The 24,245-nt window shown below is 41.8% G+C and carries 23 protein-coding genes, 1 tRNA gene and 1 riboswitch; of the genes, 18 read left to right on the forward strand and 6 right to left on the reverse strand.

The window, feature by feature from the left end; genetic code table 11:
* Positions 1-46: 46 nt before the first annotated feature.
* Entirely contained in the window at positions 47-823 is a 777-nt protein-coding gene (gene murI, locus QP420_RS03190; protein WP_481616515.1) for a glutamate racemase, read from the forward strand.
* Positions 824-883: 60 nt separating this feature from the next.
* Here the strand turns inward: murI and QP420_RS03195 are convergent, their stop codons facing one another.
* Positions 884-1,519 carry a vitamin K epoxide reductase family protein gene (locus QP420_RS03195; RefSeq protein WP_481616516.1) on the reverse strand — a complete coding sequence of 212 codons (636 nt, stop codon included), beginning with the start codon at positions 1,517-1,519 and terminating at the stop codon, positions 884-886.
* 82 nt (positions 1,520-1,601) lie between these two features.
* Here QP420_RS03195 and QP420_RS03200 point away from each other — a divergent pair, with 82 nt between their 5' ends.
* On the forward strand, positions 1,602-2,489 hold the full coding sequence (locus QP420_RS03200) for a PHP domain-containing protein (RefSeq protein ID WP_060787303.1): 888 nt from the start codon (positions 1,602-1,604) through the stop codon (positions 2,487-2,489).
* A 19-nt stretch (positions 2,490-2,508) separates the two neighbouring features.
* Here QP420_RS03200 and QP420_RS03205 read toward each other — a convergent pair whose 3' ends face one another.
* Together QP420_RS03205 and QP420_RS03210 are read right to left on the reverse strand one after the other, a co-directional pair.
* Positions 2,509-2,733 carry a DUF3107 domain-containing protein gene (locus tag QP420_RS03205; protein ID WP_415689078.1) on the reverse strand — a complete coding sequence of 75 codons (225 nt, stop codon included), beginning with the start codon at positions 2,731-2,733 and terminating at the stop codon, positions 2,509-2,511.
* A gap of 9 nt (positions 2,734-2,742) precedes the next feature.
* Positions 2,743-4,281: a phosphotransferase gene (locus tag QP420_RS03210; RefSeq protein ID WP_481616517.1), complete on the reverse strand. Its 1,539-nt coding sequence runs from the start codon at positions 4,279-4,281 to the stop codon at positions 2,743-2,745.
* 151 nt (positions 4,282-4,432) lie between these two features.
* On the opposite strand from QP420_RS03210, the gene QP420_RS03215 reads away from it, so the two are divergent.
* A complete protein-coding gene (locus tag QP420_RS03215; RefSeq protein WP_481616518.1) occupies positions 4,433-6,085 on the forward strand; it encodes an ATP-dependent helicase in 1,653 nt (550 codons plus the stop codon).
* Positions 6,086-6,201: 116 nt separating this feature from the next.
* Here QP420_RS03215 and QP420_RS03220 read toward each other — a convergent pair whose 3' ends face one another.
* Positions 6,202-7,824: a zinc-dependent metalloprotease gene (locus tag QP420_RS03220; RefSeq protein WP_481616519.1), complete on the reverse strand. Its 1,623-nt coding sequence runs from the start codon at positions 7,822-7,824 to the stop codon at positions 6,202-6,204.
* A 239-nt stretch (positions 7,825-8,063) separates the two neighbouring features.
* On the opposite strand from QP420_RS03220, the gene QP420_RS03225 reads away from it, so the two are divergent.
* Complete coding sequence (locus tag QP420_RS03225; protein ID WP_481616520.1) at positions 8,064-8,978, forward strand: S16 family serine protease; 915 nt, start codon at positions 8,064-8,066, stop codon at positions 8,976-8,978.
* Here the strand turns inward: QP420_RS03225 and QP420_RS03230 are convergent.
* Positions 8,969-9,042, reverse strand: a tRNA-Val gene (locus QP420_RS03230). The genes QP420_RS03225 and QP420_RS03230 overlap by 10 nt on opposite strands.
* 164 nt (positions 9,043-9,206) lie before the next feature.
* On the opposite strand from QP420_RS03230, the gene QP420_RS03235 reads away from it, so the two are divergent.
* The 6 genes from QP420_RS03235 (at position 9,207) to QP420_RS03260 (ending at position 15,492) form a co-directional block, all read left to right on the forward strand.
* On the forward strand, positions 9,207-10,592 hold the full coding sequence (locus tag QP420_RS03235; RefSeq protein ID WP_481616521.1) for a DivIVA domain-containing protein: 1,386 nt from the start codon (positions 9,207-9,209) through the stop codon (positions 10,590-10,592).
* A 55-nt stretch (positions 10,593-10,647) separates the two neighbouring features.
* On the forward strand, positions 10,648-11,400 hold the full coding sequence (gene recO, locus QP420_RS03240; RefSeq protein ID WP_481616522.1) for a DNA repair protein RecO: 753 nt from the start codon (positions 10,648-10,650) through the stop codon (positions 11,398-11,400).
* 90 nt (positions 11,401-11,490) lie between these two features.
* Positions 11,491-11,592: riboswitch (TPP riboswitch) on the forward strand.
* A gap of 36 nt (positions 11,593-11,628) precedes the next feature.
* Positions 11,629-12,249 carry an ECF transporter S component gene (locus tag QP420_RS03245; protein WP_060787310.1) on the forward strand — a complete coding sequence of 207 codons (621 nt, stop codon included), beginning with the start codon at positions 11,629-11,631 and terminating at the stop codon, positions 12,247-12,249.
* Positions 12,250-12,341: 92 nt separating this feature from the next.
* On the forward strand, positions 12,342-13,265 hold the full coding sequence (locus QP420_RS03250) for an ABC transporter substrate-binding protein (protein ID WP_481616523.1): 924 nt from the start codon (positions 12,342-12,344) through the stop codon (positions 13,263-13,265).
* A 134-nt stretch (positions 13,266-13,399) separates the two neighbouring features.
* Entirely contained in the window at positions 13,400-14,605 is a 1,206-nt protein-coding gene (locus tag QP420_RS03255; protein WP_481616524.1) for a phosphotransferase enzyme family protein, read from the forward strand.
* Between the two features lie 92 nt (positions 14,606-14,697).
* Positions 14,698-15,492, forward strand: a complete 795-nt coding sequence (locus tag QP420_RS03260; protein ID WP_481616525.1) for an isoprenyl transferase — start codon at positions 14,698-14,700, stop codon at positions 15,490-15,492.
* A 33-nt stretch (positions 15,493-15,525) separates the two neighbouring features.
* Here the strand turns inward: QP420_RS03260 and QP420_RS03265 are convergent, their stop codons facing one another.
* Positions 15,526-15,903, reverse strand: coding sequence for an MTH1187 family thiamine-binding protein (locus tag QP420_RS03265; protein WP_060787312.1), 378 nt, complete (start codon positions 15,901-15,903; stop codon positions 15,526-15,528).
* 154 nt (positions 15,904-16,057) lie between these two features.
* Here QP420_RS03265 and QP420_RS03270 point away from each other — a divergent pair, with 154 nt between their 5' ends.
* The 8 genes from QP420_RS03270 (at position 16,058) to QP420_RS03305 (ending at position 24,199) form a co-directional block, all read left to right on the forward strand.
* Entirely contained in the window at positions 16,058-17,578 is a 1,521-nt protein-coding gene (locus QP420_RS03270) for a glycine--tRNA ligase (RefSeq protein ID WP_060787313.1), read from the forward strand.
* Positions 17,579-17,677: 99 nt separating this feature from the next.
* Positions 17,678-18,832, forward strand: a complete 1,155-nt coding sequence (gene dusB / locus QP420_RS03275; protein ID WP_481616526.1) for a tRNA dihydrouridine synthase DusB — start codon at positions 17,678-17,680, stop codon at positions 18,830-18,832.
* A 228-nt stretch (positions 18,833-19,060) separates the two neighbouring features.
* The gene (ftsZ, locus tag QP420_RS03280) at positions 19,061-20,269 is read left to right on the forward strand and encodes a cell division protein FtsZ (RefSeq protein WP_464405316.1); all 1,209 of its coding nucleotides are present in this window, start codon (positions 19,061-19,063) and stop codon (positions 20,267-20,269) included.
* A 24-nt stretch (positions 20,270-20,293) separates the two neighbouring features.
* Entirely contained in the window at positions 20,294-20,758 is a 465-nt protein-coding gene (locus QP420_RS03285; protein ID WP_060787316.1) for a cell division protein SepF, read from the forward strand.
* Between the two features lie 186 nt (positions 20,759-20,944).
* Entirely contained in the window at positions 20,945-21,238 is a 294-nt protein-coding gene (locus tag QP420_RS03290; protein ID WP_060787317.1) for a YggT family protein, read from the forward strand.
* Between the two features lie 173 nt (positions 21,239-21,411).
* Positions 21,412-22,725, forward strand: coding sequence for a DivIVA domain-containing protein (locus QP420_RS03295; protein WP_060787318.1), 1,314 nt, complete (start codon positions 21,412-21,414; stop codon positions 22,723-22,725).
* Positions 22,726-22,773: 48 nt separating this feature from the next.
* Positions 22,774-23,268 carry a signal peptidase II gene (locus QP420_RS03300; RefSeq protein ID WP_060787319.1) on the forward strand — a complete coding sequence of 165 codons (495 nt, stop codon included), beginning with the start codon at positions 22,774-22,776 and terminating at the stop codon, positions 23,266-23,268.
* Entirely contained in the window at positions 23,261-24,199 is a 939-nt protein-coding gene (locus tag QP420_RS03305; RefSeq protein WP_481616527.1) for an RluA family pseudouridine synthase, read from the forward strand. The genes QP420_RS03300 and QP420_RS03305 overlap by 8 nt, the downstream gene beginning before the upstream one ends.
* Positions 24,200-24,245 lie beyond the last annotated feature (46 nt).

The following is a 24,245-nucleotide window of genomic DNA, read 5'->3' on the forward strand; positions in this document are numbered from 1 at the left end:
GTTTGTGCTAAAAAGTAACATAATAAGAGTCTATTAGGAGGTTTTTATGACTTCGTGCGCTCCGATTGGCGTGTTTGACTCAGGTCTTGGTGGTATTTCTGTAGTTCGCCAGCTTCATGCAGCTATGCCTAACGAGCGCATTATCTATTTTGGCGATTCTGCAAATGCGCCTTATGGTGTAAAAACTCCACAAGAAGTGCGTAATCTCAGTTTTAAAATTGTTGAGCATTTTGCCAAACTTTCGGTTAAAGCTATTGTTATTGCTTGCAATACCGCCACTTCTGCCGCTGTAGATGATTTGCGCAATCATTACAATATACCGATTATTGGCATGGAGCCTGCTCTAAAGCTTGCTTGCGATTTAGGTGGCGGCAAGCCTCAGCGTGTTATTGTTGCAGCCACTTCTTTAACGCTTAAAGAACGCAAGTTTGCAGATCTTATGAATCGTTTTACGCAAAATCACAAGATTTTTCCTCAGCCTTGCCCCGATTTGGTAGAAATTGTGGAAAATGGCGATTTAGGCAATAAAAATATTGTTATGAGCGCTTTGCATAAGTACTTTGATTCCTACGACTTAAACAGCATTGATTCGGTTGTTTTAGGATGCACTCATTTTGTGTTTTATAGAGATTATTTCCGCGAGTTTTTGCCTGATTGTGTAAAGATTGTAGACGGTAACGCTGGCACTATTCATCATCTTAAAAGTGTTTTAGAGTCTAGTGGAGAGCTTGCAGACGCTAACAATAATGGCAGTGTTTTGCTAACTAATTCCGATTCAAGCAATCGCATTAGTGAGTTGTCTAAATCTTTGTTAAATCTTTGATTTAAGCATGTGATTAAGCATGTGATTTGCGGTTAGCGCTACATGAGAGCTACATGAGTGCTACATGAGCGCTCTAAAAATCGCGTTTCCATATTTGCTTAAAATTAGCAATACAAGAGCAAAAATCCATAGTAAATTCACAATTAAATCGTAGTTTAAACGATAGTAAGCGTTTAAAATCCTATTTTTTAATCCAATTCCTTGCGCGCTAAAAGTTGCGTGGCTAAGTGACATAAATTGCAAAGTTGTGCAGAACATTAAAACAAGGCACCAAGGGCAAAGAATTCGTATAACAAACATTGATTGCGTAAACAGCCAATAAGCATATAACAGAGCAAAAAGTCCGCCAATCCAACTAAAGATTGCAAGCCATTTTGGAAGTTTAACTTTTGCCAATCCAACCACTGCAAGCGTTACAAACACGCTTTCTGCAGCAATACCAAAGAACGCGTTTGGGAAGCTTAACTCGCCAAATCGTATAAACTCCGCTTGCCAAGTTTGAGCCACTTTAGAGCAAGAAACAACAGCATTTACATCGCATCCAAGAGCTTTATGTGGTGCGCGAGCAAGCGCTAGCGTTTCGGAAGAAAGTATTAGCGATGTTAAAAGTGCAATTGCAGAAGTAATCAACATAATCATATAAGTCCAAGCAGCAGAATGTCGCCAAGAATTTATGCGATTATTGTAGCTAGTCATAAACACTCCTCAAAGCGCTAATACGGGTTAGATATTTTGTTTATGTATTTAAACGTTACATGCCACAGTTTACGATAATTGTATGACTGTAACTAGCAATAGTGTGAGTGAATCTATTGGCGTTGATTCTTGCCAGCATAATCGCGGGTGGGATTTGCATTGCCATACTTTCTATTCGGATGGCACTAAATCGCCAGAAGATTTGGTTATTGAAGCAAAAAACCTTGGTCTTAGCGGAGTTGCTATTAGTGATCACGACACTACTGCTGGATGGCTCGATTTTGAAAATGCTGCTAAAAACGCTGATTTTCCAGTTATTTTTGGGTCCGAAATAACGGCTGTAGAAGGTGGAATATCGGTTCATATGCTTGCTTATAGGTACAATTCCAACGACGATTGCATTATGAATATGTTTGCCACCACAAAAAAGAGGCGATTAGAGCGTACAAAAAAAATGGTGGATCTTATGTCTGCCGATTTTCCAATTACTTGGGAAAGTGTTATTGCTCAGGCTGGGAAGGGCGATTTAACTACGATTGGCCGCCCGCATATTGCAGATGCGCTTGTGGCTGCTGGTGTTTTTGAAACTAGATCTCAAGCTTTTGCTGGCCCTGTGGCGCCTCACGGCCCATACTACATTCCAACGCCTTCTCCAAGTGTTGAAGAAGTAATAAAAGTTATTAAACATGCTGGGGGAGTGAGCGTTATTGCGCATCCTGCGGATTACAGCAGAAATTCTGTTATTCTTTCCGATTCTCAAATAGCACACTATGCAAGTCTTGGGCTTAATGGCCTAGAGGTTTACCATCGTGGAAATTCTTTAACGCAAAGACAAAGATTGCTTGCTTTAGCTGCAGACTTAGATTTACTTGTTACTGGTGGCTCCGATTGGCATGGAAGCGGAAAGCCAAATCAAATTGGCGAAGAAACCACCAGTTGCAATGTTGTTTCTAAAATTTTAAATTACTAGCTGAATTAAAATTTGCTTATTAAAGAGCGTTAAATCCAACGGTGTGAGTTGGCGTATCTCCTATAATCGCGTACGCAAAGGAGTTTGCCATAATAAAAATCTTTCGATTGTTTTTATCGGTAAGATTAATCGCTTTATCGTCTTTAACAGCGTTTTCAATAATATTCTGTACGTCTTGTTCGCTCTGATTGCTTTCAAAGCTAATAGTGTCGTTTACGTGTTTAATGCCTATTGTTACCTTCATTTTTATTCCTTAATTGTTTTCGCTGTTTTCGGTATTGTTTTCTAGTTTGCTTTTTGCATCTTTAATAGCAAGCTCTGCATCTTTAAGCATTGGAATAATAATTGTTGCTGGCTTATCTGAATCTTCAGTTTTATTGCCATTATTTTCATTATTGCCATCATCTTCATTATTCTTGCTATTGGCGTCATCACTATTTTCTGCATCAGCATTATTGCTACTGTTGGATTCGTTGTTTGAATCGTTATTTGCATCGTTAGCTTTACTAACACTGCTTATAACTTGCGTTTCCATGCTGTCTGCAAGAGTGGCGGTTTTAGTGGCATTAGTATCGTCGTTAAGAGCCACAGTTTGCTCGTTTGTATTATCTTTGTTATAGTCTTTCTGCTCTTCTTGCTTTAGCGTTACCACTGTTTTTTCGTTAGTGGCATCCGAAGATTCTATAGTGTCGTCTTTAATGGTATTGTCTTTAACAATATCGTCTTTAACAATATCTCCCACAGTAAGAGAAGACGCAGGGTTTGCATCTGCATTGTTTTGCTTTGCGTTTGCCGCTCTGGAATTATTTATGCGAGTAAGCTCATGAGCAAGACGCTCCACTTGTGCCTTAAAGCGCATTATTCCGGTTGTATCTGCACGCTGCAAAGCTTGAATAAAATCTCCAACCTGTTCCATTTGAAGCCAGAGATTTGCGCGCAGCATAATCATGCCGTCTAACTTAGAACCAAGCATTCGCCCATACGCGCTAAGCAGAGCGTTTCTATGCTGTTCGCTAAGCTTTGCAAAAATCCAGGCTAAATCGCGAGCAGGATCGTTGATTTGCATGCTTTGCCAATTGGTTATAGCTGTAATAGTGGATCCAGAAAACAGAAAATCTCCATCTTTAAATCCGCCGTGAACAGGGCAAGTATCGAACGACCACAATCCTTCAGTTTCCAAAACTCTAGACCAATTGTCTGTTATTTCTGTAGGAATATGACCTGCTTGACGCAATCTTTTAATCCAAGATGTTAACTGCGCTCTAATTTGACCAGTTGTAAAAGAAGGATAGCCGCCTTTAGTTAAAAAGCTTGGGCTTAACCTATGAATTGCGCCCATTGCCGTTCCAGCATTTACGCAATCGTCTGTTGTAAGAAGACTTAATTCCCTAGAGCATCCGTTTAAATGCTTGCAAATTAGCACTGTTGGGTTGTTAAAATCAGCTTCTCCAATTGACTCAAAATACGAGGCACCTTGATTTTGCTGATTTTCCAGATTGTTATTGTTGTTCTGGTTGTTTTGATTGTTCTGGCTTGAAAGAGACCCAGGAACAAACTTAAGCATTTCTTCGTGAGCAAATCCAAGAGCAGCAAGACCTTTTGTTTTTTGCAGCACCCATGCTGCGCGAGCTCGGTCGTGCAAGCGTTTTTGGCCTTTAGTGTTTGAACTAACATAAATGTCGTAAAGGCTGCCCGAAACGTCTTGAATAACAGCGTGAGATATGCCCGCAGCGGCATCGGTGGCATTTGCCCGCTCGCTTTGGCGCGTTCCAGCGAATTGTACTTCTGGCATGACCGACGAGGCCAGCGCTACCAATTTGAATCTGCTTATTTGTGTCACAGTTCAACAGTAATACAAAGCAACGAGATATAGTAAAATAGCCTTTAACCACATTAGCGTTTTATGCTTTTATTTTTTCTTTATTTGTTGTAACAATAGAATTATGATTTCTACCCAAGAGCCTTTAGCAAACGAAAGCTTAGAATTTGGCGAAAATCTTGGTAAAGATTATGCTCAATCTTTACTCCAAGGATTAGATGATTCTCAGCGCAAGGCAGCAACAGCATTGCAAGGACCAGTGCGCATTACCGCATGTGCTGGTGCTGGTAAAACGCGTACAATTACGCGAAGAATTGCATACGCGTGCGCAAAAGGCGAATGGGATGAAAATCGCGTTTTAGCTGTTACATTTTCTGTAAAAGCTGCTAAAGAAATGCAAAATCGCCTTAAAAAATTAGGCGTAAATAATGCTACCGTTGCAACTTTTCATTCTGCAGCTTTGCAGCAGTTAAGAAGGTTTTGGGCAGATGTTTGCCAAGCTCCTTTCCCAAACATAATGGATGACCCTAAAACCGTTACGGAACAAGCATTAAACCACTACACGGATTTTTCCGATATGACTTCTGTGCAAATACGAGACATTATTGCAGAAATCAATTGGGCAAAGGTTTGTCTTATTGCACCAGATGATTACGCGCGCGCATATGCTTGCGTTAGTCGCGATCTTCCTGCGGCTCTAAACGTTAATCAGTTTGTAGAAGCTTATAAAGCGTATGAGCTAGAAAAGAACGCCAGGAATCTTGTTGATTTTAACGATTTATTGCTTCTAGCATGCCATATTTTGCGCGCTTTCCCTAAAGTTGCTGCGCAAATACGCAGCTCAATTGGTTGGGTTACTGTTGACGAATATCAGGATGTTTCGCCTCTTCAGCATGAGCTTCTTAGATGCTGGTTGGGGAGTAATCGAAATATTTGCGTTGTTGGAGACCCTGCACAAACGATTTATTCTTTTGCAGGAGCCGGCAGCTACGATTTGCTTGAATTCCCTAATGAGTTTGCTCCACTTTGTGCAGATATTAATTTGAATACAGATTATAGGTCTACGGAACGTATTGTAGGGCTTGCTAATCGTGTTCTTTCTAAGTCTGCTTTTAGATGTGATTATTTAAGACTTGTGTCAAAAAACAAGGGTGGCGCTCGTGTTACTAAAACTGTTTACAACACGGACTACGACGAAGCTGTTGACGTTGCTCAGCGAATTCATAATGCTATTAAAACTGGCAAAGCTTCGCCAAGCGACTTTGCAATCCTAACTCGCACTAATGCTCAACAGAATATATTTTGTAAGACTTTGGGCGATTTAGGAATACATTTTTCTGTTAGAAAAGACGCTGGGCTTCAACTCGATGTTTTAGAAAACAACGTTGAAGATTTTGATGCTAGTGGCTTTAGTGATTTAGAAAAAGACATAGATAGTGTTGATGTAAAAGATAGTGCTGCAAAAGATAGTGCTGCAAAAGACAGTAACAGCGAGCGCGCAAAAGTGGATTTAATCAAAAAATCTTTACTTCCTGTAACCATTTCCACAATCCACGCGTCTAAAGGTCTGGAATTTAAACACGTGTTTTTAATAGGATGTTCGGAAGGTCTTCTTCCGTTTGGTGGAGTTAACAGAAGCCAAGATCAAGATGAAGAAGAGCGCAGACTTATGTATGTTGCAATAACTCGAGCGGAAGAAACATTGCACATCTCTTATTCTATTTGTAAAGACTACGGAAGTGGAATGCAAAGATCCGTAAGCCACTTTTTAGAATAACTGCATTTATAAGATGTGCAATTATTTCTAGCAATAGCAGTTTGCAATGTTTACAATGTTTGCAATGTTTACAATGTTTGCAATGTTTGCAATGTTTGCAATATTGTTAGCGCTTTTTAATCAGAATCTGAATCAGAATTTGAATCAGATTCTGAGTTTGCGTTAGAGTCTGATTCAGAATCTGAATTGGAATCATGGCTTGGATCAGATTCATCGTCTGGATTACTACTGCTGTTAGATTCCAATAATTTGCTTAATTCGTCATCCCAATTAACGTCTTTAAGCTTTTGCTCTAAATCATTATCTTCCGTTATCTCAGATTCAACTTTATTTGTTACAGAGCTAATCTGATTGTTTTTATTGTCTTCGTTACTTTTAGCCTCGTCAACTTTATCGTCAACTTTATTGCTTTCTGCATCTTCGCTAAAATCTGGTAATTCTGGCAAAAGATCAGGGTGACTCCACATAGCATCGCGTTCTTCAATGCCTTTTTCGTTTGTGATTGAATCCCACATTGCAGCAGCCTCACGCATTGCTCTAGGCCTAAGCTTTAATCCAGTTAAGGCTTCGAAAGTTATTTCCGAAGGACCGCCAGCTGCGCGCTCGCGCCTAGTCATTTCTCTAAGTTGATCAATGTGCGGAATGTGTGCCATTCCAGCTCGCCAAATAACACAGTCAACCCAGCCTTCGCTAAGAGCAAGAAGTGTTTCAAGACCTTTTAATGCTTGTTTCTGGCCTTCTGTATCGTTTCTAGCAATCTTAGATAAATCTACAGCTCCAGAAATAGATTCTGGGCTCATTCCTTCAATGTCTCTAAGCTGATCTTCCATAGCGCTTAAATCTATAGAAATTCCAGCAGCATATTTTATTATCAACGCTTCAAAACGTGGCATAAGCCAAGGCGCATAAGCAAACAGTCTAGCGTGGGCAAGCTCTCGCAAAGCCAGATAATTCATAACTTCGCTAATATCTAATCCCCACTTTTTTGCGTAATCTATGCAATTGTATGGAATGAGCCCACCTGCAGGATTTTTAAGAAGCGAAATTCCTTGATCAAAGCTTCCGTGAACTTCGTGAGATAAATCTCCAGCAGCATAGCCTAGTTGCATTGCAAAAGAAGTGTTTGCAAGAAGCCGCATTAACTGTTCTGGTTTTTTTACGCCATCTGGCATAGGTATTGGCATAACGCCATCGTATAGGCCTTCTACTTCTAAGTCTTGGTCGTCTCCAAATTTTTCGGCTATAACATTAGAAAAAGCGTTGCTAACTGATTTAGCAACAGGATTTGCAAACTTAACCCACGAATCTATAGTTCCATCAACCCAGTCTGCTCTAGAAAGAACATCTGGAGTTCCAGGTACTGGATTTAGATTGCAGCTTGTATCTAGCCACAAATTTGCTTCGCTTAATGCTCTTCTAGCTGCATCTGCAACTTGTGCGTTTACTGTTCCTCCGTCTCCAATTGCTTTTTGATGAGCAAGAGATTGAGCGAGTTTTTTGTTGATTGGCCCTTCTTTGAGTGTTTCTTTCATCTCAAAAGGCGTATTCAAGCCGCCGCTGGCAAAAGCGCTCATTAATGAATGAACCTCTTCTGGAGATGGAAGACCTCCATTTGAGCATCTTGTAAGAATATCTTCGCGAACATCAAAAGGAAGAGCTTCAAAGTTAGACCAAGCTCTTTCTCCTTCTTCGGGCCCAAAGCAGCTAACAAGCCATTGATGAATTTCTTCTTCGCTCATATGCAATCCTTATGAAGTTCGTTACTACAGTTTTAAAAATATATTTGCATATATTTGGTGTGTTTACACAGTTTTAATTGTGTAGTTTAACTATGTATAAAAGATTCTACTCGATACATGACAATTTTCGCCTAATAAATTAATAATGTGTATAACTTTTTAAAAGTTTTTCAAAAACCGCGTTTTATATGGGTTTTTTATGTGGTAAGTTATGCACATTTGCGTATAGAATCATTTTTATGCCTAATAAGATACCTAATAAGATTATGTACGTGTTTAATAAAATCAATAAAAATATATTCTCTACTTTTAAAAATGTTGCTGGGAGTCTTATTGAATATTTTTCCGCTAAGTCGTTTAGATATTTTATTGGGCTATTTGTTGTAATTGTATCGATTATTACTCTGTTTCTTCCCAGTGCGTACGTTGTTGAAGAGCCAGGGCCAACTCAAGATGTTTTAGCAAAGTCATCTGGAAAATACGTTATTGATGTTAAAAATCACCGTTATAAGCCTGGTTCAAAAAGTGGAAAGCTTCTTTTAGTCACAGTAAACACATCTGGAATACCAGGCTACGAGATACCAAATTTATATGCAATTGCTTCTTGGTTTGATTCTAAAAAACAAGTTTTACCTAGGGAAGTTCTTGTTCCTGTAAATCAAAACGCAAGCGATTATCAAAAAGAAACAACAATGCAAATGCGTTCTTCTCAATCGTCTGCTCAAATATCTGCCTTAAAATATGCAAGCAGCAAGCTTGGTGTAGATGTTAAAAACGTAAAAATCAAGTTGCACATAGACGATATTGGCGGTCCTTCTGCAGGAATGATGTACGCTTTGGGTATTTTAAGCAAGCTTACAAACAATGATTTGGCTGGCGGAAGAACAATAGCAGGTACTGGAACCATTGATAATTCTGGGAAAGTTGGCCCAATAGGCGGAATACGATTAAAGATGATATCTGCAAAAAGAGATGGGGCAAGCTGGTTTTTAGCACCAAACAGCAATTGCAATGAAGTTGTTGGAAATATTCCACAAGGCCTAAAAGTTGTAAGCGTAAAAACGTTGGACGATGCGTACAAAGCGTTGGAAAAGATAAAATCTGGAAAGAATTTAGAATCTTTAAAAACTTGTAAAGCGGAAAGTGGGCGATGAGGGACTCGAACCCCCGACATCCACCGTGTAAAGGTGGCGCTCTAGCCAGCTGAGCTAATCGCCCGCTTGAAACAAGATACAGTATGGTGTGTACTAGAAAGCTGATTTACACTTTAGGCGTGTTTTGTGACTGTATTATCTAGTATGCTTGCGTGTCTTTGTGCTTATGCGTCTTAACAATCGCGTAGAGTGTATTGAATAAGAATCTGTTCAGGAGGTCTATTGTTTATGGCGAGTAAACCTGATACCGCGCGTAATTCTTCGGGTATTGAGCGTGTAGGTAAACGCAAGAAGGGTTACAGCGTAGAGCAAGTTAATGATTTTCTTGAGCGTGCTCATTCTTTGTATGAATCCAACGACATTAGTCTTACGCAAAAAGATATTCAAGATGTGTCTTTCGATTTAGAAGATGAGGGATACGCTATTCCTCAGGTAGATGCTGCTCTTTCTAGATTAGAGCGTGCGGTTGTAGATAAGACTACACAATACGAGATTTCTAATCGTGGCAAGGTTGTTTGGAAGGCGCAGGCAGACGAAGAGTATCGCGTTTTGCTGTCTCATTCTAAGCGCGATTATAAAATGCGTTTTGATTGCGCTAAGTCGCGTAAGCCTTCTTACGATAAAAAACAAGTAGATAATGTTGTTGATAAGTCGCTAGATAAGATTGCTGTTCTTCTTGGGTATAATCCAGTTTGGGGAAATAGCTTAAGTGACTTAGATAAAATTGACGCAATGTTTGTTTCTAATGTTCTGTTTACTCAGCGCTCTGGAAAGCGTGGGTATGATGAGCGCCAGGTGGACTATTATCTAAATGCTTGCGTTCGCTTATTAAGCAGGCTTGAATCTTATGATCGAGTTTCTAAGTATTCAGATTTTGATTCCAGTGAATCTGTTGACTCCAGCAATTTTGGCGGCGGCGCTACAGTCAATAATGCTTTGCAAGAAAGCGCTGTAAATGCTGCAAATGCTGTTAATGCTGCGGCTCAAGCACCTGCTGAGACTAAGGCTCCTGTGTTAATGCCTCCGTCCATTCCTGTTGAGCATCACAATGAGCCTGTATCTAATGATGCTAATGATTCTGTTTCAAACGTTTACTCTAAATCTTCTGCACAAGATTTCGCGGATTCGCAGGATTATCAAGAATCTCCTCAAGATAAGCAGAGCGTTTTTGCGCACGTAGACAATAGCGTTAACGAAAATAACGATGATTACTTTAGTGATTTGCATCATGCAGATAAGGCGATTTTTACTCCTCATTCGGCTGGTGTAGAGCCAAGCGACGATACGGACGACGAAATGTCGCAAGCATCCACTGTTATGCCTCCAGCATTCCCTCCGTCTTATTCTGCTCAAGCTGCGCATTCAAATAATGCCAATAATGCCAATGGTGGTTCCAAAAGCGTTGGAGATTTAAATCTTTCGCTTCTTGCTTCTCCTAAATTTGAGCCATCGCATAGTCTTAATTTAGATATTCCAGATCTTTCGTTCCCTGTTATGAATCATTTTGATGCTTCGATGGAAGATTCTTCTAGCGAAGAAAATAAGGATTCAGACGGTTTTGACGATACTGGCGAATCTAATTTTGGCGGTTTTGTAAACCCTAATCATAATTAATTAGTTGTTTGCATTTTGCTTTAAGGATTATACAAGCTAAGAGTTATTGATTTTAATGCCGTTATATAACGATGAAGCTGTAGTTCTTAAGACTTTTCCTCTTGGGGAAGCAGATAGAGTTGTTGTTATGCTCACTAAAAAGCATGGCAAGGTTCGTGCTGTTGCAAAAGGTGTTAGGCGATTAAAATCTAGATTTGGCGGCCGCTTAGAGCCATTTATGCGCGTGAATGCTCTTTTTGCAACTGGAAAAACGTTTGATGTTATTTCTCAAGCGGTACTTGTTTCGGCTTATGCTGGGCGAATTTGTGCGGATTACAACTTGTACAGCAATGCAAACATGATTGTAGAAGTTGCAGACGATTTAGTTTCATCTTCTGGGCAATATATGGATTCTTCTGCGCAATACAATCTTGTTGTAGCCGCGTTATCTGCTCTTTCTAGAAATTTGCACAGCGCTGACTCAATCGCATTTTCGTATGTGTTAAGGGCATTGCGGTTGGCTGGTTGGTCTCCAAGATTAAATGAATGTGTTATTTGTTCAACACGCAGTGATTTAAACTATTTTTCTGCATCTTCTGGCGGAGTTATGTGTTCTAAAGATCACGCATTAGAATCCATCAAATGTAATGATTTAGCGCGTTTTCAAATGGTTTCTTTGATTAATGGCGATTGGCAAAAATTAGATGGAATAAATATTGACGATTTAACGTCTAAATGCATTGAACAATGGTGTGAGTATTGGCTAGAGAAGCCTATTAAATCCATGCGTTTAAGCGAAAAAAATTCTAATTCACTGTATTTTGATTAGCATTTCTATTGCCTATATTAATGAGCGTTTTTGTTAGTTTTATGTTTGAATCTTATAAAATTTGTCCTCGCCGTCTGATGCAATATGAATGATATCAGGCACGGGTGCTCTTTTAAAGAGCTGAGAAGATACTGTCTAACCGTTTAACGTGAATCGGGTAATGCCGACGTACGGAGTTTTCTGCAGGGTCGCCTTTGTTTGATTGGTTAAAGATGAAAGGAGACCCTAATGGGTGCATCTGTTGAAGAAGAAACCGTTCGTCCATCCTTGCGTTGGAACGTAGCCGATGTTACGCTCACGGTTGTTGTTGCTGTAGCTTCCGGTATTATCTTCTGGGGAATTGGTTTGATTAGCGAGCCTATTTCTGCTGCTCTTAAGCTTATCCCAGTTCCAGGCGTTAGCGCTTTGTACTACGGTTTGTTCTACTTTGCCGGTCCTTTGGCTGCTATTATGGTTCGCAAGCCAGGCGCTGCACTGTTTGGCGAGTTTATTGCTGCAATGGTTGAGTTAACCGTTGGAAGCCACTGGGGCGGTATTGGTACCGTTCTTCCTGGCTTTGTTCAGGGCTTGTTTGCTGAGTTTGCATTCTTGTTTGTTATGTATCGCAAGTGGAATGTTGGTTTGACTGCACTTTCTGGCGCATTAGCTGGTTTGGGTGGCATCGTAGCCGTTTATCCGTTCTACTATGCAGGTGTTCCAATCTTTGGCGCATTCATGATTATTCACACCATTTGCAGCATGATTTCTGGTGCTGTAATCGGTGGCGTAGTTATGTGGTACTTGTACAAGGGTATTGCAGCCACTGGCGCATTGAGCCGTTTTGCTTCTGGCAAAGAAGTACGCGCTTGATTTTTGCTGGTAAAATTTGATTTAGTGGGCGGGGCATTACCTCGCCCATTTTTGTAAAGTTTAAAATAAATCAATAAAACAAAGGAGTTAATATGCTAAGAGTGCGCCTCGAATACGTGCATCCATGGACGAATCACGCAGGTATGTATCTTGCAAGAAAGCGCGGATTGTATGCGCAGTATGGATTAGATGTAGAGTTTACAAGCACAGATACAGAGCGCGGCGATGTTCCAGCATGCTTGGAGCGTGGAGAAGTAGATATAGCTCTTGTTCGATTAAATCAGCTTTTGGCTCATCAAAATGGTACAAACAAGCTAACGTCATTTGCTGTAATGAATCAATCGCAAATTGGTGGAATCATAACAAACAAGAACACAGGAATCACGCGTTTTAAAGATCTAGAAGGAAAGCGCGTAGTAATTCCTATGGGAGTTAAGCGCTTATACACGGAGCTTCAGCAGGCGGTTGCGGCCGACGGCGGTGATTTTAGCAAGCTGATTACAATTGACCCAGGCCCATGGGAGCCAGATATTCGAGCTGTAGAGCGCGGAATGTGCGATGCGTTTATTAACGTAGCTTGGTGGGAGCCATACCAGGGATCTTTGCCATTTGACCAGGTTGTTGTTCTTCCGTTTGATTCGATTGGTGTGGCGCCGCATCATTCTTACTATGTTTGCGCTCGCCAAGAAATGATTGAGAGAAATCCGCAGCTAATACGCAACTTTGCAAGCGCAACCGTTAAGGGCTATGAGTTAGCAGGAAAAGACCCTCAGGCTGGCGTTGATGCTTTGCAAAATGCGCTTTGCCACATTAGCCCAGAGGCTTTGCGCGCCTCGCTAGACGAGGTGATTCCGTCTTGGTACGACAAGAACGGTCGCTGGGGTACAGCAGACATGGCATTGGTGGAAAATTACACTCGTTGGATGAGTGAAAATGGCCATTTGAGTGTTCCTCTTGATTGCGCTCTTAAGAGCCTAGAAAACGGATGCGTAACAAACGAGTATTTGCCAGAATAATCGGCTAGCATGTGCGTAAATCGCAAGCGTAATAACAATTGCAAGCGAAAGCGCAATCGCGATTAAATATTGCAATTAAATATTGCAATTAAATATCGCAATTCAATGAACCTGTGGCAATAATTGGAGCAAATATGGAAAACGAAAGCAACGACCCTCAGCTAGATATTGTTGCTCAAAGATGGGCAAATGTTGATTTAGATGAAGCAAACACGGTTTGCTCGCTTTTAGAGGAGCCGTTAAAAGTAGATTGCATTCTAAGCCATAGTTTGCGTCCAATGGCCGCAGGTTCATTGGTTCGTGCACATTACAAAGATGATTCGTTAAAGGGATCGCAAAGTCTAGACGTTTATATTAAAAGATGCAGCACAAAAGTGAGGCAGGCAAGCACAATTAGGCCGTATCATCGTTTTGCGGAACATCTTTTAAAAAACAAAATAAGCACACCAAAGTACTTGTATTTTAATAAAAATAGCGAGTCTTTAGTCTTAGAAAAAAATGTTCAAATAGAAGGAACTCTTCTTGTAATAGACGATTGCGCTTACGAAGTCACCTTAAAAGCTAGCGGAGAAGATCGCTACAAAGATGCATACACTTGGGATCCACCTAAAACGTGCGAAGAAGCCAAAAATCTTGGAGTAATGATGGCAAAAATCGCCTTAGCTTCGCAAGGTTTTGACGAGCCAAATCCTAAGGACTTTAACGCGTTTCAATCAAGATTTAGTCTTTGCGCAAGTGAAGATGTGCAAAAAGCTGCAGAAGTTTGGTTAAAAAATAGACCCGATTTAGCAAAATTCTTAAAAGAACAGAATCGCGATTTTATAAAAGATATAGGCGAATTTGCTCCAACATGTAGAAAAATCTACGATTTAGGCTACGCAAATCTAAAAAAGCAGTGGACTCATGGAGACCCGCATATATCTAATTTTATGTGGGAAGGTAGTGCTCCAAGCGCAGTGTTTGACCTTGCAATGGCCTATAAAAACACAGCAATCTACGATTTGGCAATGACTTTAGAACGCAACACAATTCAATGGGTAGATATTGCAAACGGCAAAGAAGATTCGTATAGAACAGACTTAGTAGAAGCAATTTTGCAAGGATATTCCAGTGTTCGAGCACTAACAGATGTTGAAAAAGAATTGCTGCCACTTGTTCTTAGCGTAAGTCAAATCGAGCAATGCGTAGAATTTGTAGACTATTACTTAAAGTCAAATGGGTCTTACGATTTTAAGATTTGGGGCTACGATACTGGCTTCTTGGAGCATGCTAGATGGTATAAATCTTGCTTTGGAGAAAGATATTTGAATTATCTAACAGAAGTTTTGCAAAAAATATAACGGATTTTTTTAGCGTGCTTTTTAGTGTGCCTTTTGGTGTGCTTTGCAAAACGCTTTAGCTATTCGTTCAATGGGGTTGTTAGATTTTAAATATGAGTTTTGAAAACGTTGATTACACGTCGTTAAATATTCCAGCGGCTCCATTTAGTGATCCTAGCCGCGTTCCAGATTTTCCTAAAGGCAAAGTTCCTCGCCATGTAGGTGTGATTATGGACGGCAATGGCAGATGGGCTAAAGAGCGCGGAATGATTCGCACAGAAGGGCATAAAGCGGCGGAACCAGTGGTTTTCGACACTATTGCGGGCGCTATAGAAGCAGGGGTTCGTTATTTAAGCTTGTACACGTTTTCTACCGAAAATTGGAAGAGATCTCCTCAAGAAGTGCATTTTTTGATGGGATTTTCTAGAGATATTATTCACCGCCGAGTTGCACAGATGAACGAGTGGGGAGTGCGCGTGCGCTGGGCTGGAAGACGACCAAAATTGTGGAAGTCTGTTATTGATGAGTTGGAAAAAGCTCAAGAGATTACAAAAAATAATACTACTATTGACGTTGTTTTTTGCTTAAACTACGGTGGTCGCGCGGAAATCGCAGACGCTTGCGCGGCAATTGCTAGGGAAGTTAAAAGCGGCAAAATTAAGGGCGATCGTATAAGCGAAAAAATGATTGCAGAACACTTATACAATCCAGATATTCCAGATTGCGATCTTGTTATTCGCACTTCGGGAGAGCAGCGAACAAGCAACTTTTTGCCTTGGCAGGCGTCTTATGCGGAGCTTGATTTTGTGCCAGAACTCTTCCCAGATTATGGCCGCGAAGCGCTTTGGAGGTCTATTGACCGTTATGCGCATCGCGACCGAAGGTTTGGTGGCGTAAAAAACACTTAAAATGCTTAAACGCTTAATTGTGCTTAACCGCGATTAATCGTTGTTGCTTTCGCGTTCTTCAAGAATCTTGTCTACAAGAGCGGCTTTTGCTTCCATTTGCCCGCTAAAGCCAGGGCGAATATCTAACTTTAAGATAACACCTGTGCGATAGCCTTTTTCAACAAGAACCATAGTTGCGTCTTTTACAACTTGCATAACGTCGTCAAATTCGCCTTCAATGTTTGTAAACATTGAGTTTGTTTCGTTTTTTAATCCAGAATCACGAATCACTTTAACGCAGTCTGCCACGTATTCGCTAAGTTCTTCGCCAACTCCGCTAGGAGAAATGCATAATGCTGCAACAGTATTAGTTTTGTGGCCATTCTTATTATCTTCTTTAATGCCTTTATTGCTAACAGCGTTTTCGCTCATCTTCAATCCTTTCTAAGTGCAAATGTGTGCGCAAAACTATGCTTATACATTATTCTATTCGTTTAGCTTATATTTATTTTTATCAGCGTCACAGGGTTTTTCTATAATTAACACCGTTTCACCCGAATTTTCTAGATTTACGAAAAGGTGCATTGTGGCTGTTTCAAAGCTTGATGAAGTGGTGTCCTTAGCTAAGCGCCGAGGATTTGTGTTTCCAGCTGGCGAGATTTATGGCGGAACCCGCTCCGCGTGGGATTATGGCCCTTTGGGCGTGGCTTTAAAAGATAATATCAAGCGCGAATGGTGGCGTTATATGGTCACTACTCGTGGCGATGTTGTTGGAGTAGATACCTCCGTTATTTTGCCTTCTCAAGTTTGGGTTGCTTCTGGTCACGTTTCTGTGTTTAACGACCCTCTTATTGAATGCTTAAATTGCCATAAGCGCCATCGTGCAGACAAGCTTGAAGAGTCTTATGCCGAAAAGCATGGCGATAAAATGCCAGAGAATGGCTTAAAAGACATTGCTTGCCCAGATTGCGGAACTCGCGGAAACTGGACGGAGCCTCGCGACTTTAACATGATGCTTCGCACGCATTTAGGCCCTGTAGAAGACGAAAACAGCTTGCACTATTTGCGTCCAGAAACAGCCCAGGGTATTTTTGTTGACTTTAAGAACGTTATGACTTCTACTCGTCAAAAGCCACCATTTGGCATTGCGAATATTGGTAAGTCTTTCCGTAACGAGATTACGCCTGGAAACTTTATCTTCCGTACTCGCGAGTTTGAGCAGATGGAAATGGAGTTCTTTGTAGAGCCTGGAACCGATGAAGCTTGGCATCAGTATTGGATTGACACTCGCGTAAATTGGTACGTTGATTTGGGTGTAAAGCCAGAAAACTTGCGTATGTACGAGCATCCTAAAGAGAAGCTAAGCCATTATTCCAAGCGTACGGTAGACATTGAATACAAGTTTGGATTCCAAGGGTCTGACTGGGGAGAGCTTGAAGGCATTGCAAACCGTACCGACTACGATTTGTCTGCTCACGCTAAGCATTCTGGCGAGGATTTGAGCTACTTTAACCAGGCAACGGGCGAAAAGTACGTTCCTTACGTTATTGAGCCGGCTGCTGGCCTTACCCGTTCGCTTATGGCCTTCCTTGTGGATGCTTACGATGTTGACGAGGCTCCAAACACTAAGGGTGGCGTAGATAAGCGCACAGTTCTTAGACTTGACCCTCGTTTGGCTCCTGTTAAGGCTGCAGTTTTGCCATTGAGCAAGAAGCCAGAATTGCAATCGGTTGCTCAAGATTTGGCTGCGGATTTGCGCCAGCATGATTGGGTTATTGATTACGATGAGGCTGGTGCTATTGGCCGCCGTTATCGCCGCGAAGACGAGATTGGCACTCCTTTGTGCATAACAGTTGACTTCGATACTTTGGAAGACAACGCTGTTACAATTCGTGAGCGAGACACAATGCAGCAAGAGCGCGTTTCTTTGGATAAGGTTGCAGATTATGTAGCTAGCCGCATTAACGAAAAGCGCGTTAAGTACCCACAAGGCCCAGTAGAGATTGTTGGTACGCGTGCTGCCGACGGTGGTGTGGATGTTTCTAAGGAAGCTGGTGTAGACGAGTCGCAGCCTGTTAAGATTGCTCAGGCTGGAGGCTTGTACTAATACGCGCCTAGTAAAAATCGATAAATCGCTAGTTAAATTGCTAGCTAAATGCTAACAAAATAACTAGCAAAATATTAAAGTGAATGGAGTTAAAGCAATATGGATTTTTCTATTAAACCAGTGGATTTAGGGAAAATTCATATTGCAACTCCTGTTGTTTTATCTCCAATGGCTGGTATTACTAATTGGCCATTTAGAGTTCTTTGCCGAGAATATGGGCCAGATGGCTTGTATGTTGCAGAAATGATTACTGCGCGCGCGTTAGTCGCAAGAAATCCTAAGGCGCTTAGACTTTGCCGTTTTGCTCCTAGCGAAAAAGTGCGCTCTTTGCAACTTTATGGAGTAGATCCTTTAATTGTGGAGCAGGCTGCTCGAATTGTTGTTGATGAGAATATGGCGGATCACGTTGACTTAAACTTTGGCTGCCCAGTTCCTAAAGTTACAAGGCGCGGCGGCGGTTCGGCTCTTCCTTGGAAAACAGATTTGCTTCAAGAGATTTTGCATCGTGTTGTAAGCGTGTGTAATCCAGCAGGAATCCCGGTTACTGCTAAGTTCCGTGTTGGAATTGACGAGAATCACCAGACTTTTATGCAAGCTGGCCATATTGCGCAAGAAGAGGGTTGTGCTGCTGTTACTTTGCATGCGCGTACCACTGCAGAATACTACGGAGGCCATTCCGATTGGAATCGCATTGGCGAGCTTGTAGAGGCCTTGAATATCCCTGTTTTTGGTAATGGCGATATTTGGGGAGCGGATGACGCTTTAGCAATGTTTAAAGAAACAGGATGCGCGGGAGTTGCCATTGGCCGCGGCTGCCAGGGGCGTCCTTGGATTTTTGCCGATATTCGCTCTGCTTGCAATGGTAGCAATAATCGCGTTAATCCAAGTCTTGGGCAAGTTGGCAAGGTGATTTTAAGGCATTTGAATCTTCTTGTTGACTTTTATGACGGCGACGAGCGAATGGCTGTTCATGACTTGCGAAAGCATGTTGCGTGGTATTTAAAGGGGTTCCCAGTTGGTGGCGGAACTCGCAAAAGCTTTATGGAATGCGAATCTATTGAAGATGTTCAGCGCAATATTGATGCCTTAGATTCCTCGCTTAAGCTTCCTGAGCAGGTTTTAGACACGCCGCGCGGCCGAGTTCGTTTTGCAAAAAAAGTTCATTTGCCATATGGCTGGTTAGATTCAAGAATTACCACCAGCGAGGAGCGCAAAGAGCTTTTTGGCAATGATCCGTTGGATGCTAGTTACTAGAATTTTTCTAATGTTTTCTAGGGCTTAGAGGCTGTTAACAACGGCATTTAAACTATTGCTTAATGCTCCAAACTTTTGTTGGTAAAACGCTTTAAATATTTGCGTATAGCACGGTGTATTATCGAATCGGTGACATTTTTTAAGTTTTTATTTGTAAAACGTCGCCATTATCGAGCGTTTTGCGCTAAAGTATTGCGTAAACGTGCGTGTGAGTGACAGGAGACAACGGTGAGCGAGATTGCCCAGACTGACAATTTCAACGACAAAACCATAATCAAGGTAGTCGGCGTCGGTGGAGCCGGTGGTAACGCCGTCAACCGAATGATCACCGAGGGTTTGCAGAACGTAGAATTCGTAGCAATCAACACTGATGCTAAGGATTTGTTGCGTTCCGACGCTGATGTAAAGATTTCATTATCTGATGCTTCAAGTCGTGGTCTCGGTGCTGGTGCTGATCCAGAAAAGGGCGCTAAGGCGGCACAAGACCATCAATCCGACATTGAAGAAGCATTAAAGGGCGCCGATATGGTGTTCGTAACTTGCGGCGAGGGCGGCGGAACTGGTACAGGTGCAAGCCCTATTGTTGCGCGAGCTGCACACCAGCAGGGTGCTTTAACAATCGCAGTGGTTACAAGGCCATTTGGCTTTGAAGGCCCTCAGCGTGCTGCTTCAGCGAAACTTGGTATTGAAAATCTTCGTAAAGAAGTCGATGCTTTGATTGTTATTCCAAACGATCGTTTGTTGGAAATTTCAGATCGAACCATCGGAATTATTGAGGCTTTTAAGACTGCAGATACAGCTTTGCTTGCAGGTGTTCAAGGTATTACAGATTTAATCACTATGAATTCTTACATTCATGTTGATTTCTCTGATGTTACCGCTGTTTTGCGCGGTGCAGGTACTGCCCTGTTTGGAATTGGCGCTGCAAAGGGAGAAGACAGAGCTACTCAGGCTGCCGAAATTGCTATTAGCTCCCCATTGCTTGAAGAAAGCATTGAAGGCGCTCATGGTGCTTTGATTAACATTGCAGGTCCAAGTGATTTAAAGCTGCAAGAAGCAAGCGCAGCAACCGAGCTTGTTCGCAAGGCAATTCATCCAGAAGCCCAGATTATTTGGGGTCTTTCTTTGGACGATTCTTACGGAGACGAAGTTCGCGTTACAGTTATTGCCGCTGGCTTTGATTCCCACCCTAAGGTGGAAGACGATAAAGCAGGTGCTTTTGTAGACATGCAAGCTGGCGTTGAATCTGTTGCACCAGCTCAGTCAACAACTCCAGCTGTTCGCGATGTAAAGCCTGTTGTTGCTGAAGAAGCTTCGGAACCTGTTTCTTCTATGTTTGATTCTGTTGATTCAAGCCAGCAGTATCAATCGTCGGCTTCTAAAGATAAGCCACAAGATGAACCAGACGAATTGGATATTCCTGATTTTCTACGTTAAGCATAGCGATAGGAGGGCAGCTTAATGGCTGGCTTTATGAAGAACATGATGTCTTACGTAGGCATGAGTGATGTTCAAGACGACGATGATTTCGTTGATTCTCAAGCGCAGGAAACTTCGTTTGACAACGATCACAACGTTGCTCCTATGAATCTGCATAATTCAGAATCGCAGTCGGGTAATGGATCTGTTTCTCGCGCTGGAGTAGGCCGCATGAGTCGCATTACAACGATTCATCCAAAGTCTTATGACGATGCTCAACTAGTTGGCCGTGCCTTAAGGGACGGAACTCCAGTTGTTTTGAATCTTACTGGCGTTAGTGAGTCTGTTGCGTATCGCATAGTTGACTTCTCTGCTGGAGTTGTGTTTGGTGTTCGTGGATCTATTGAGCGAGTAACGCCAAGAGTGTTTCTTTTAAGCCCTTCGCAGGTAAACATAAAAGTTGAAGACGCTCCTAATGGCGGTTCTGCTCGCGATTTGTTCTCGTAATTACACACGCAGAATGAATGGCGGTTTACAGCATTCATTGTTAGACGTAACTTGAGTTTAAGGCAGAGTCTCTTTGAGATTTCTGCCTTAAATTATCTATAACAAAATCTGATTAAGTTTTACTTGTGATTGCTTACTTGTGATTGATTGCAGAAGTTTATTTGGTTTATCTATGGAAGTGAATTTATGATTTTTAATATCTTAATGTTAGTTGTTAATCTTTTTTTAAGCGCATACTTAACAGTGCTGTTTATTAGAGCGATTTTAGACTGGATTCCAATCGTATTCCATTCTTTTAGGCCAAATGAAGTTATTAGAAAATTTGCCCAAATCATATATTACTTAACGGAACCGCTTTTGCGATTTGCACGCAGATTTATACCTCCTGTAAGGTTAGGAAACATAAGTTTAGACGTGAGTTTTATGGCGGTTTACTTTTTGATAATTGTTTTACAGGTCGTTTTAAGCGTTCTTTATTAGTGCTTATTAATGTTGTTTTTTTAATGAAGCGGCATGATAGTTATTAATTTAGAAAAATATTGGCAGATTTCGTAAAAAATAATCATTTTTTGCTCTATTTTTTCTATGGACGTGATAGCATCGAAGAGATATATCAAAAGGGCTGCGCGCCCAAAAGTGAGGTGTAATGCATTATGGCTCTGTTAACGCCTAAAGACATTCGCGAGCATACCTTCCAAATTGTTCGATTTAAGGGAGGCTATGACGTTGACGAAGTTGATGACTTTTTAGATCAGGTTACAGAAACAATCGAGGCGCTTGGTCAGCAGGCCGTGCAAGGTCTTGGAGCTTCCACGCAGTCTCTTGGCGCCGATGTTGCTAGCTTAAATAATAAGATTGCGGACTTAACAAATCAGGTTGAATCCTTAACTAAGGAGAATAATGATTTAAAGACTGCATCTAGCAACGCAAGCAAGAGTGACAACGATCTTGCTGCAAAGCTTAAGGAAGCGGAAGAAAATAACCGCGCATTGAGCGAGCAAAATCAGCAGCTTAAGGAGCAGCTGGATGGGTTGGGTGCTCAGGTTGATCAGCTTACTGCTCAGGCCGCAACTGCAGATAGCGCTAAGGCTGATGCAGACAAGAAGATTCAAGAAGAGCTTGAAAACGTTACGCGCGAACGCGACGACTTCCGTGCAAGCAGCGAAAACTTGGGTCGTGAGCTAGAAGAGGTTCGCCAGCAGCTTGTTGTAACGCAGCAAGAAAACGCTAAGGTTCAAGATCTTAGCAAGCAGCTTGAAGAATCGCATCAGCGAGAAGAACAGCTTCGCGAGCAAGTTTCTAAGATGGAACCAAGCACAGAAACTGGTAGCTTGCAGAAGATTGCAGGTGCTGGTGCAGAAGCTCAAGGCTCGGAGCCAGAACGCGCTACTGCTATGTTGACTCTTGCAATGCAGCTGCACGATCAGTACGTAGACAAGGGCAAGGCAAAGGCTCAGCAGATTGTTGAAGAAAGCCAGACCCGTTATAACGAGATAATTGCCAAGGCAGATGAATACTCTGAGCGTACTCACGGCGAAGCCGATGAGTACAATAAGCAGACTCGCGGGGATGCCGATGATTATTCGGTGCGTACTCGCAGTGATGCCGATGCTTACGCAGCTCGCGCTCACAACGAGGCAGATGCCTACTCTGGCAAGGTTCGTCAGGCTGCAGACGATTACTCTAAGCAGACTCACGATCAAGCTGATCAGTACGAAGCAGAAGTTCAGCATAGGGCTGCGGATTACGATTCCACTACTCGCACGTCTGCAGATGCATATGCTCGTCAGGTACGTGAAAATCTCGAAAAGCAAACTAAGGTTATTGAAGGCAATATTCAAAGCCTTAAGCAGTTTGAAACTGAGTATCGTACTCGCTTGACCGACTTCTTGGGTCAGCTTGTTGCTCAAGTTTCCGACGAGAACACGTATACATCTATGGAAAATCAAGATAAGCAGGATGAGTAGTATCTACTAAATCCCGTTAGATTGGAAAATACATTGACGCATAGTTATGTGCGTGTAGAACGGCTGCGTAATCGCGCAGCCGTTTTTGCACTGATTGCTTTTATTGGCGTGGTTCTAGACCGCATAACCAAAGTTTGGGCTTTAGAGGCGCTTAGCGGTGGAAAAAACATTGATATTCTTCCACACTTGCTCTCTTTTACTCTTGTTAGAAATCCTGGAGCATCTTTTGGCTTAGGTTCTTCTTTTACATGGGTTATTAGCGTATTGGCTTGTGCTGCTTGTGGTGCAATGACAGCGGTTATTAAGCATACAAAATCCTTGTATTGGACTATTGCGCTTGCTTTGGCTTTTGCTGGAGCCTTTGGAAATCTTATTGATAGAGCGCAATATGCTCAAGGCTTTTTAAACGGAAAAGTCGTAGATTTTATAAACTATGGTTGGTCCGTTGGAAATGTTGCAGATATTGAGCTTATGTTTGCAGGAATCGCAGTTATATGCCTTATTTTGATTGGGATTCCTCTTATAGAGCGCGCTGATGAGTGATATTCGCTTTACGGTTACGAGTCAATTTGCTGGCTGCAGATTTGACGTATGCTTGTCGAAGCTTGCTGGCGTATCGCGTGCAAACGCAATATCGCTAATAGAGCGCGGCAAAGCAAAAATCTTAAATAGAAAGTCGCAAAAATCATCTATTTTGCAAGAATCAGATGTGATTGTTGTAAACAAAAATGAAGATTCTACTTGCGATTCTTCCAGTAATTCTCAAAGCCAGCCTTCTATATGCGATTTAGAAATCGTATATAACGATGACGATGTTGTAGTAATAAACAAGCCTGTTTCTGTGGCGTCTCACGCAGCAAAAGGGTGGAATGGGCCTACGGTTCCAGAAAGCCTAGAAGCCGCTGGCATTAAAATAAACACAACGCTTTGCGACGAATCTCGAAAGGGAATTGTAAGCAGATTAGATGTTGGAACAAGTGGCCTTATGCTTGTTTGCAAAACGGACTTAGCGTACGAAAAGATGAAGCAACAGTTTGCAAGTCATAGTGTTAAAAAAACTTATACGGCATTAGTGCAAGGAAATTTGCAGCAGAACAAGGCCACTATTGATGCTCCAATTGGAAGGTCAAAAGTATCTGATTTTAGATTTACAGTAGCAAAAGATGGCAAGCCAGCTATAACGCATTGGGATGTTTTAGAGCGCTTTGGAATAGCAACTTTAGTTAGCGTAAATCTAGAAACAGGTAGAACTCACCAAATACGAGTGCATTTTTCTTCGATTGGTCACCCGTTAGTGGCGGATCAAATGTATGGAGCAAATCCAAAACTCGCAGAAAAACTGGGGTTACAACGCCAATGGCTTCATTCAACTAAGCTAGAATTTACGCATCCTAGAACGGGAAAACTGATTAAAGTTGAATCGCAGTATCCGCCAGATTTGCAACACGCTTTGCAGGCCGTGCGGCAATTATAAAAGTAGGCGTATTTAGCAAAACAGGTCATATTGCATCTATAAAATA

Source organism: Bifidobacterium sp. UMB1197 (assembly GCF_030217745.1).
Taxonomy (GTDB): Bacteria; Actinomycetota; Actinomycetes; order Actinomycetales; family Bifidobacteriaceae; genus Bifidobacterium; species Bifidobacterium vaginale_B.

Excerpts from the sequence above, each read along its gene's own strand:
- QP420_RS03220 (WP_481616519.1), bottom strand. The coding sequence starts at position 7,824 with ATGAGCGAAGAAGAAATTCATCAATGGCTTGTTAGCTGCTTTGGGCCC.
- QP420_RS03210 (WP_481616517.1), bottom strand. The coding sequence starts at position 4,281 with ATGCCAGAAGTACAATTCGCTGGAACGCGCCAAAGCGAGCGGGCAAAT.
- QP420_RS03205 (WP_415689078.1), bottom strand. The coding sequence starts at position 2,733 with ATGAAGGTAACAATAGGCATTAAACACGTAAACGACACTATTAGCTTT.
- dusB (WP_481616526.1), top strand. The coding sequence starts at position 17,678 with ATGGATTTTTCTATTAAACCAGTGGATTTAGGGAAAATTCATATTGCA.
- QP420_RS03215 (WP_481616518.1), top strand. The coding sequence starts at position 4,433 with ATGATTTCTACCCAAGAGCCTTTAGCAAACGAAAGCTTAGAATTTGGC.
- QP420_RS03290 (WP_060787317.1), top strand. The coding sequence starts at position 20,945 with ATGATTTTTAATATCTTAATGTTAGTTGTTAATCTTTTTTTAAGCGCA.
- murI (WP_481616515.1), top strand. The coding sequence starts at position 47 with ATGACTTCGTGCGCTCCGATTGGCGTGTTTGACTCAGGTCTTGGTGGT.
- QP420_RS03245 (WP_060787310.1), top strand. The coding sequence starts at position 11,629 with ATGGGTGCATCTGTTGAAGAAGAAACCGTTCGTCCATCCTTGCGTTGG.
- QP420_RS03255 (WP_481616524.1), top strand. The coding sequence starts at position 13,400 with ATGGAAAACGAAAGCAACGACCCTCAGCTAGATATTGTTGCTCAAAGA.
- QP420_RS03260 (WP_481616525.1), top strand. The coding sequence starts at position 14,698 with ATGAGTTTTGAAAACGTTGATTACACGTCGTTAAATATTCCAGCGGCT.
- QP420_RS03305 (WP_481616527.1), top strand. The coding sequence starts at position 23,261 with ATGAGTGATATTCGCTTTACGGTTACGAGTCAATTTGCTGGCTGCAGA.
- QP420_RS03295 (WP_060787318.1), top strand. The coding sequence starts at position 21,412 with ATGGCTCTGTTAACGCCTAAAGACATTCGCGAGCATACCTTCCAAATT.
- QP420_RS03200 (WP_060787303.1), top strand. The coding sequence starts at position 1,602 with ATGACTGTAACTAGCAATAGTGTGAGTGAATCTATTGGCGTTGATTCT.
- QP420_RS03225 (WP_481616520.1), top strand. The coding sequence starts at position 8,064 with ATGCCTAATAAGATACCTAATAAGATTATGTACGTGTTTAATAAAATC.
- recO (WP_481616522.1), top strand. The coding sequence starts at position 10,648 with ATGCCGTTATATAACGATGAAGCTGTAGTTCTTAAGACTTTTCCTCTT.
- QP420_RS03195 (WP_481616516.1), bottom strand. The coding sequence starts at position 1,519 with ATGACTAGCTACAATAATCGCATAAATTCTTGGCGACATTCTGCTGCT.
- QP420_RS03285 (WP_060787316.1), top strand. The coding sequence starts at position 20,294 with ATGGCTGGCTTTATGAAGAACATGATGTCTTACGTAGGCATGAGTGAT.
- QP420_RS03265 (WP_060787312.1), bottom strand. The coding sequence starts at position 15,903 with ATGAGCGAAAACGCTGTTAGCAATAAAGGCATTAAAGAAGATAATAAG.
- QP420_RS03250 (WP_481616523.1), top strand. The coding sequence starts at position 12,342 with ATGCTAAGAGTGCGCCTCGAATACGTGCATCCATGGACGAATCACGCA.
- QP420_RS03235 (WP_481616521.1), top strand. The coding sequence starts at position 9,207 with ATGGCGAGTAAACCTGATACCGCGCGTAATTCTTCGGGTATTGAGCGT.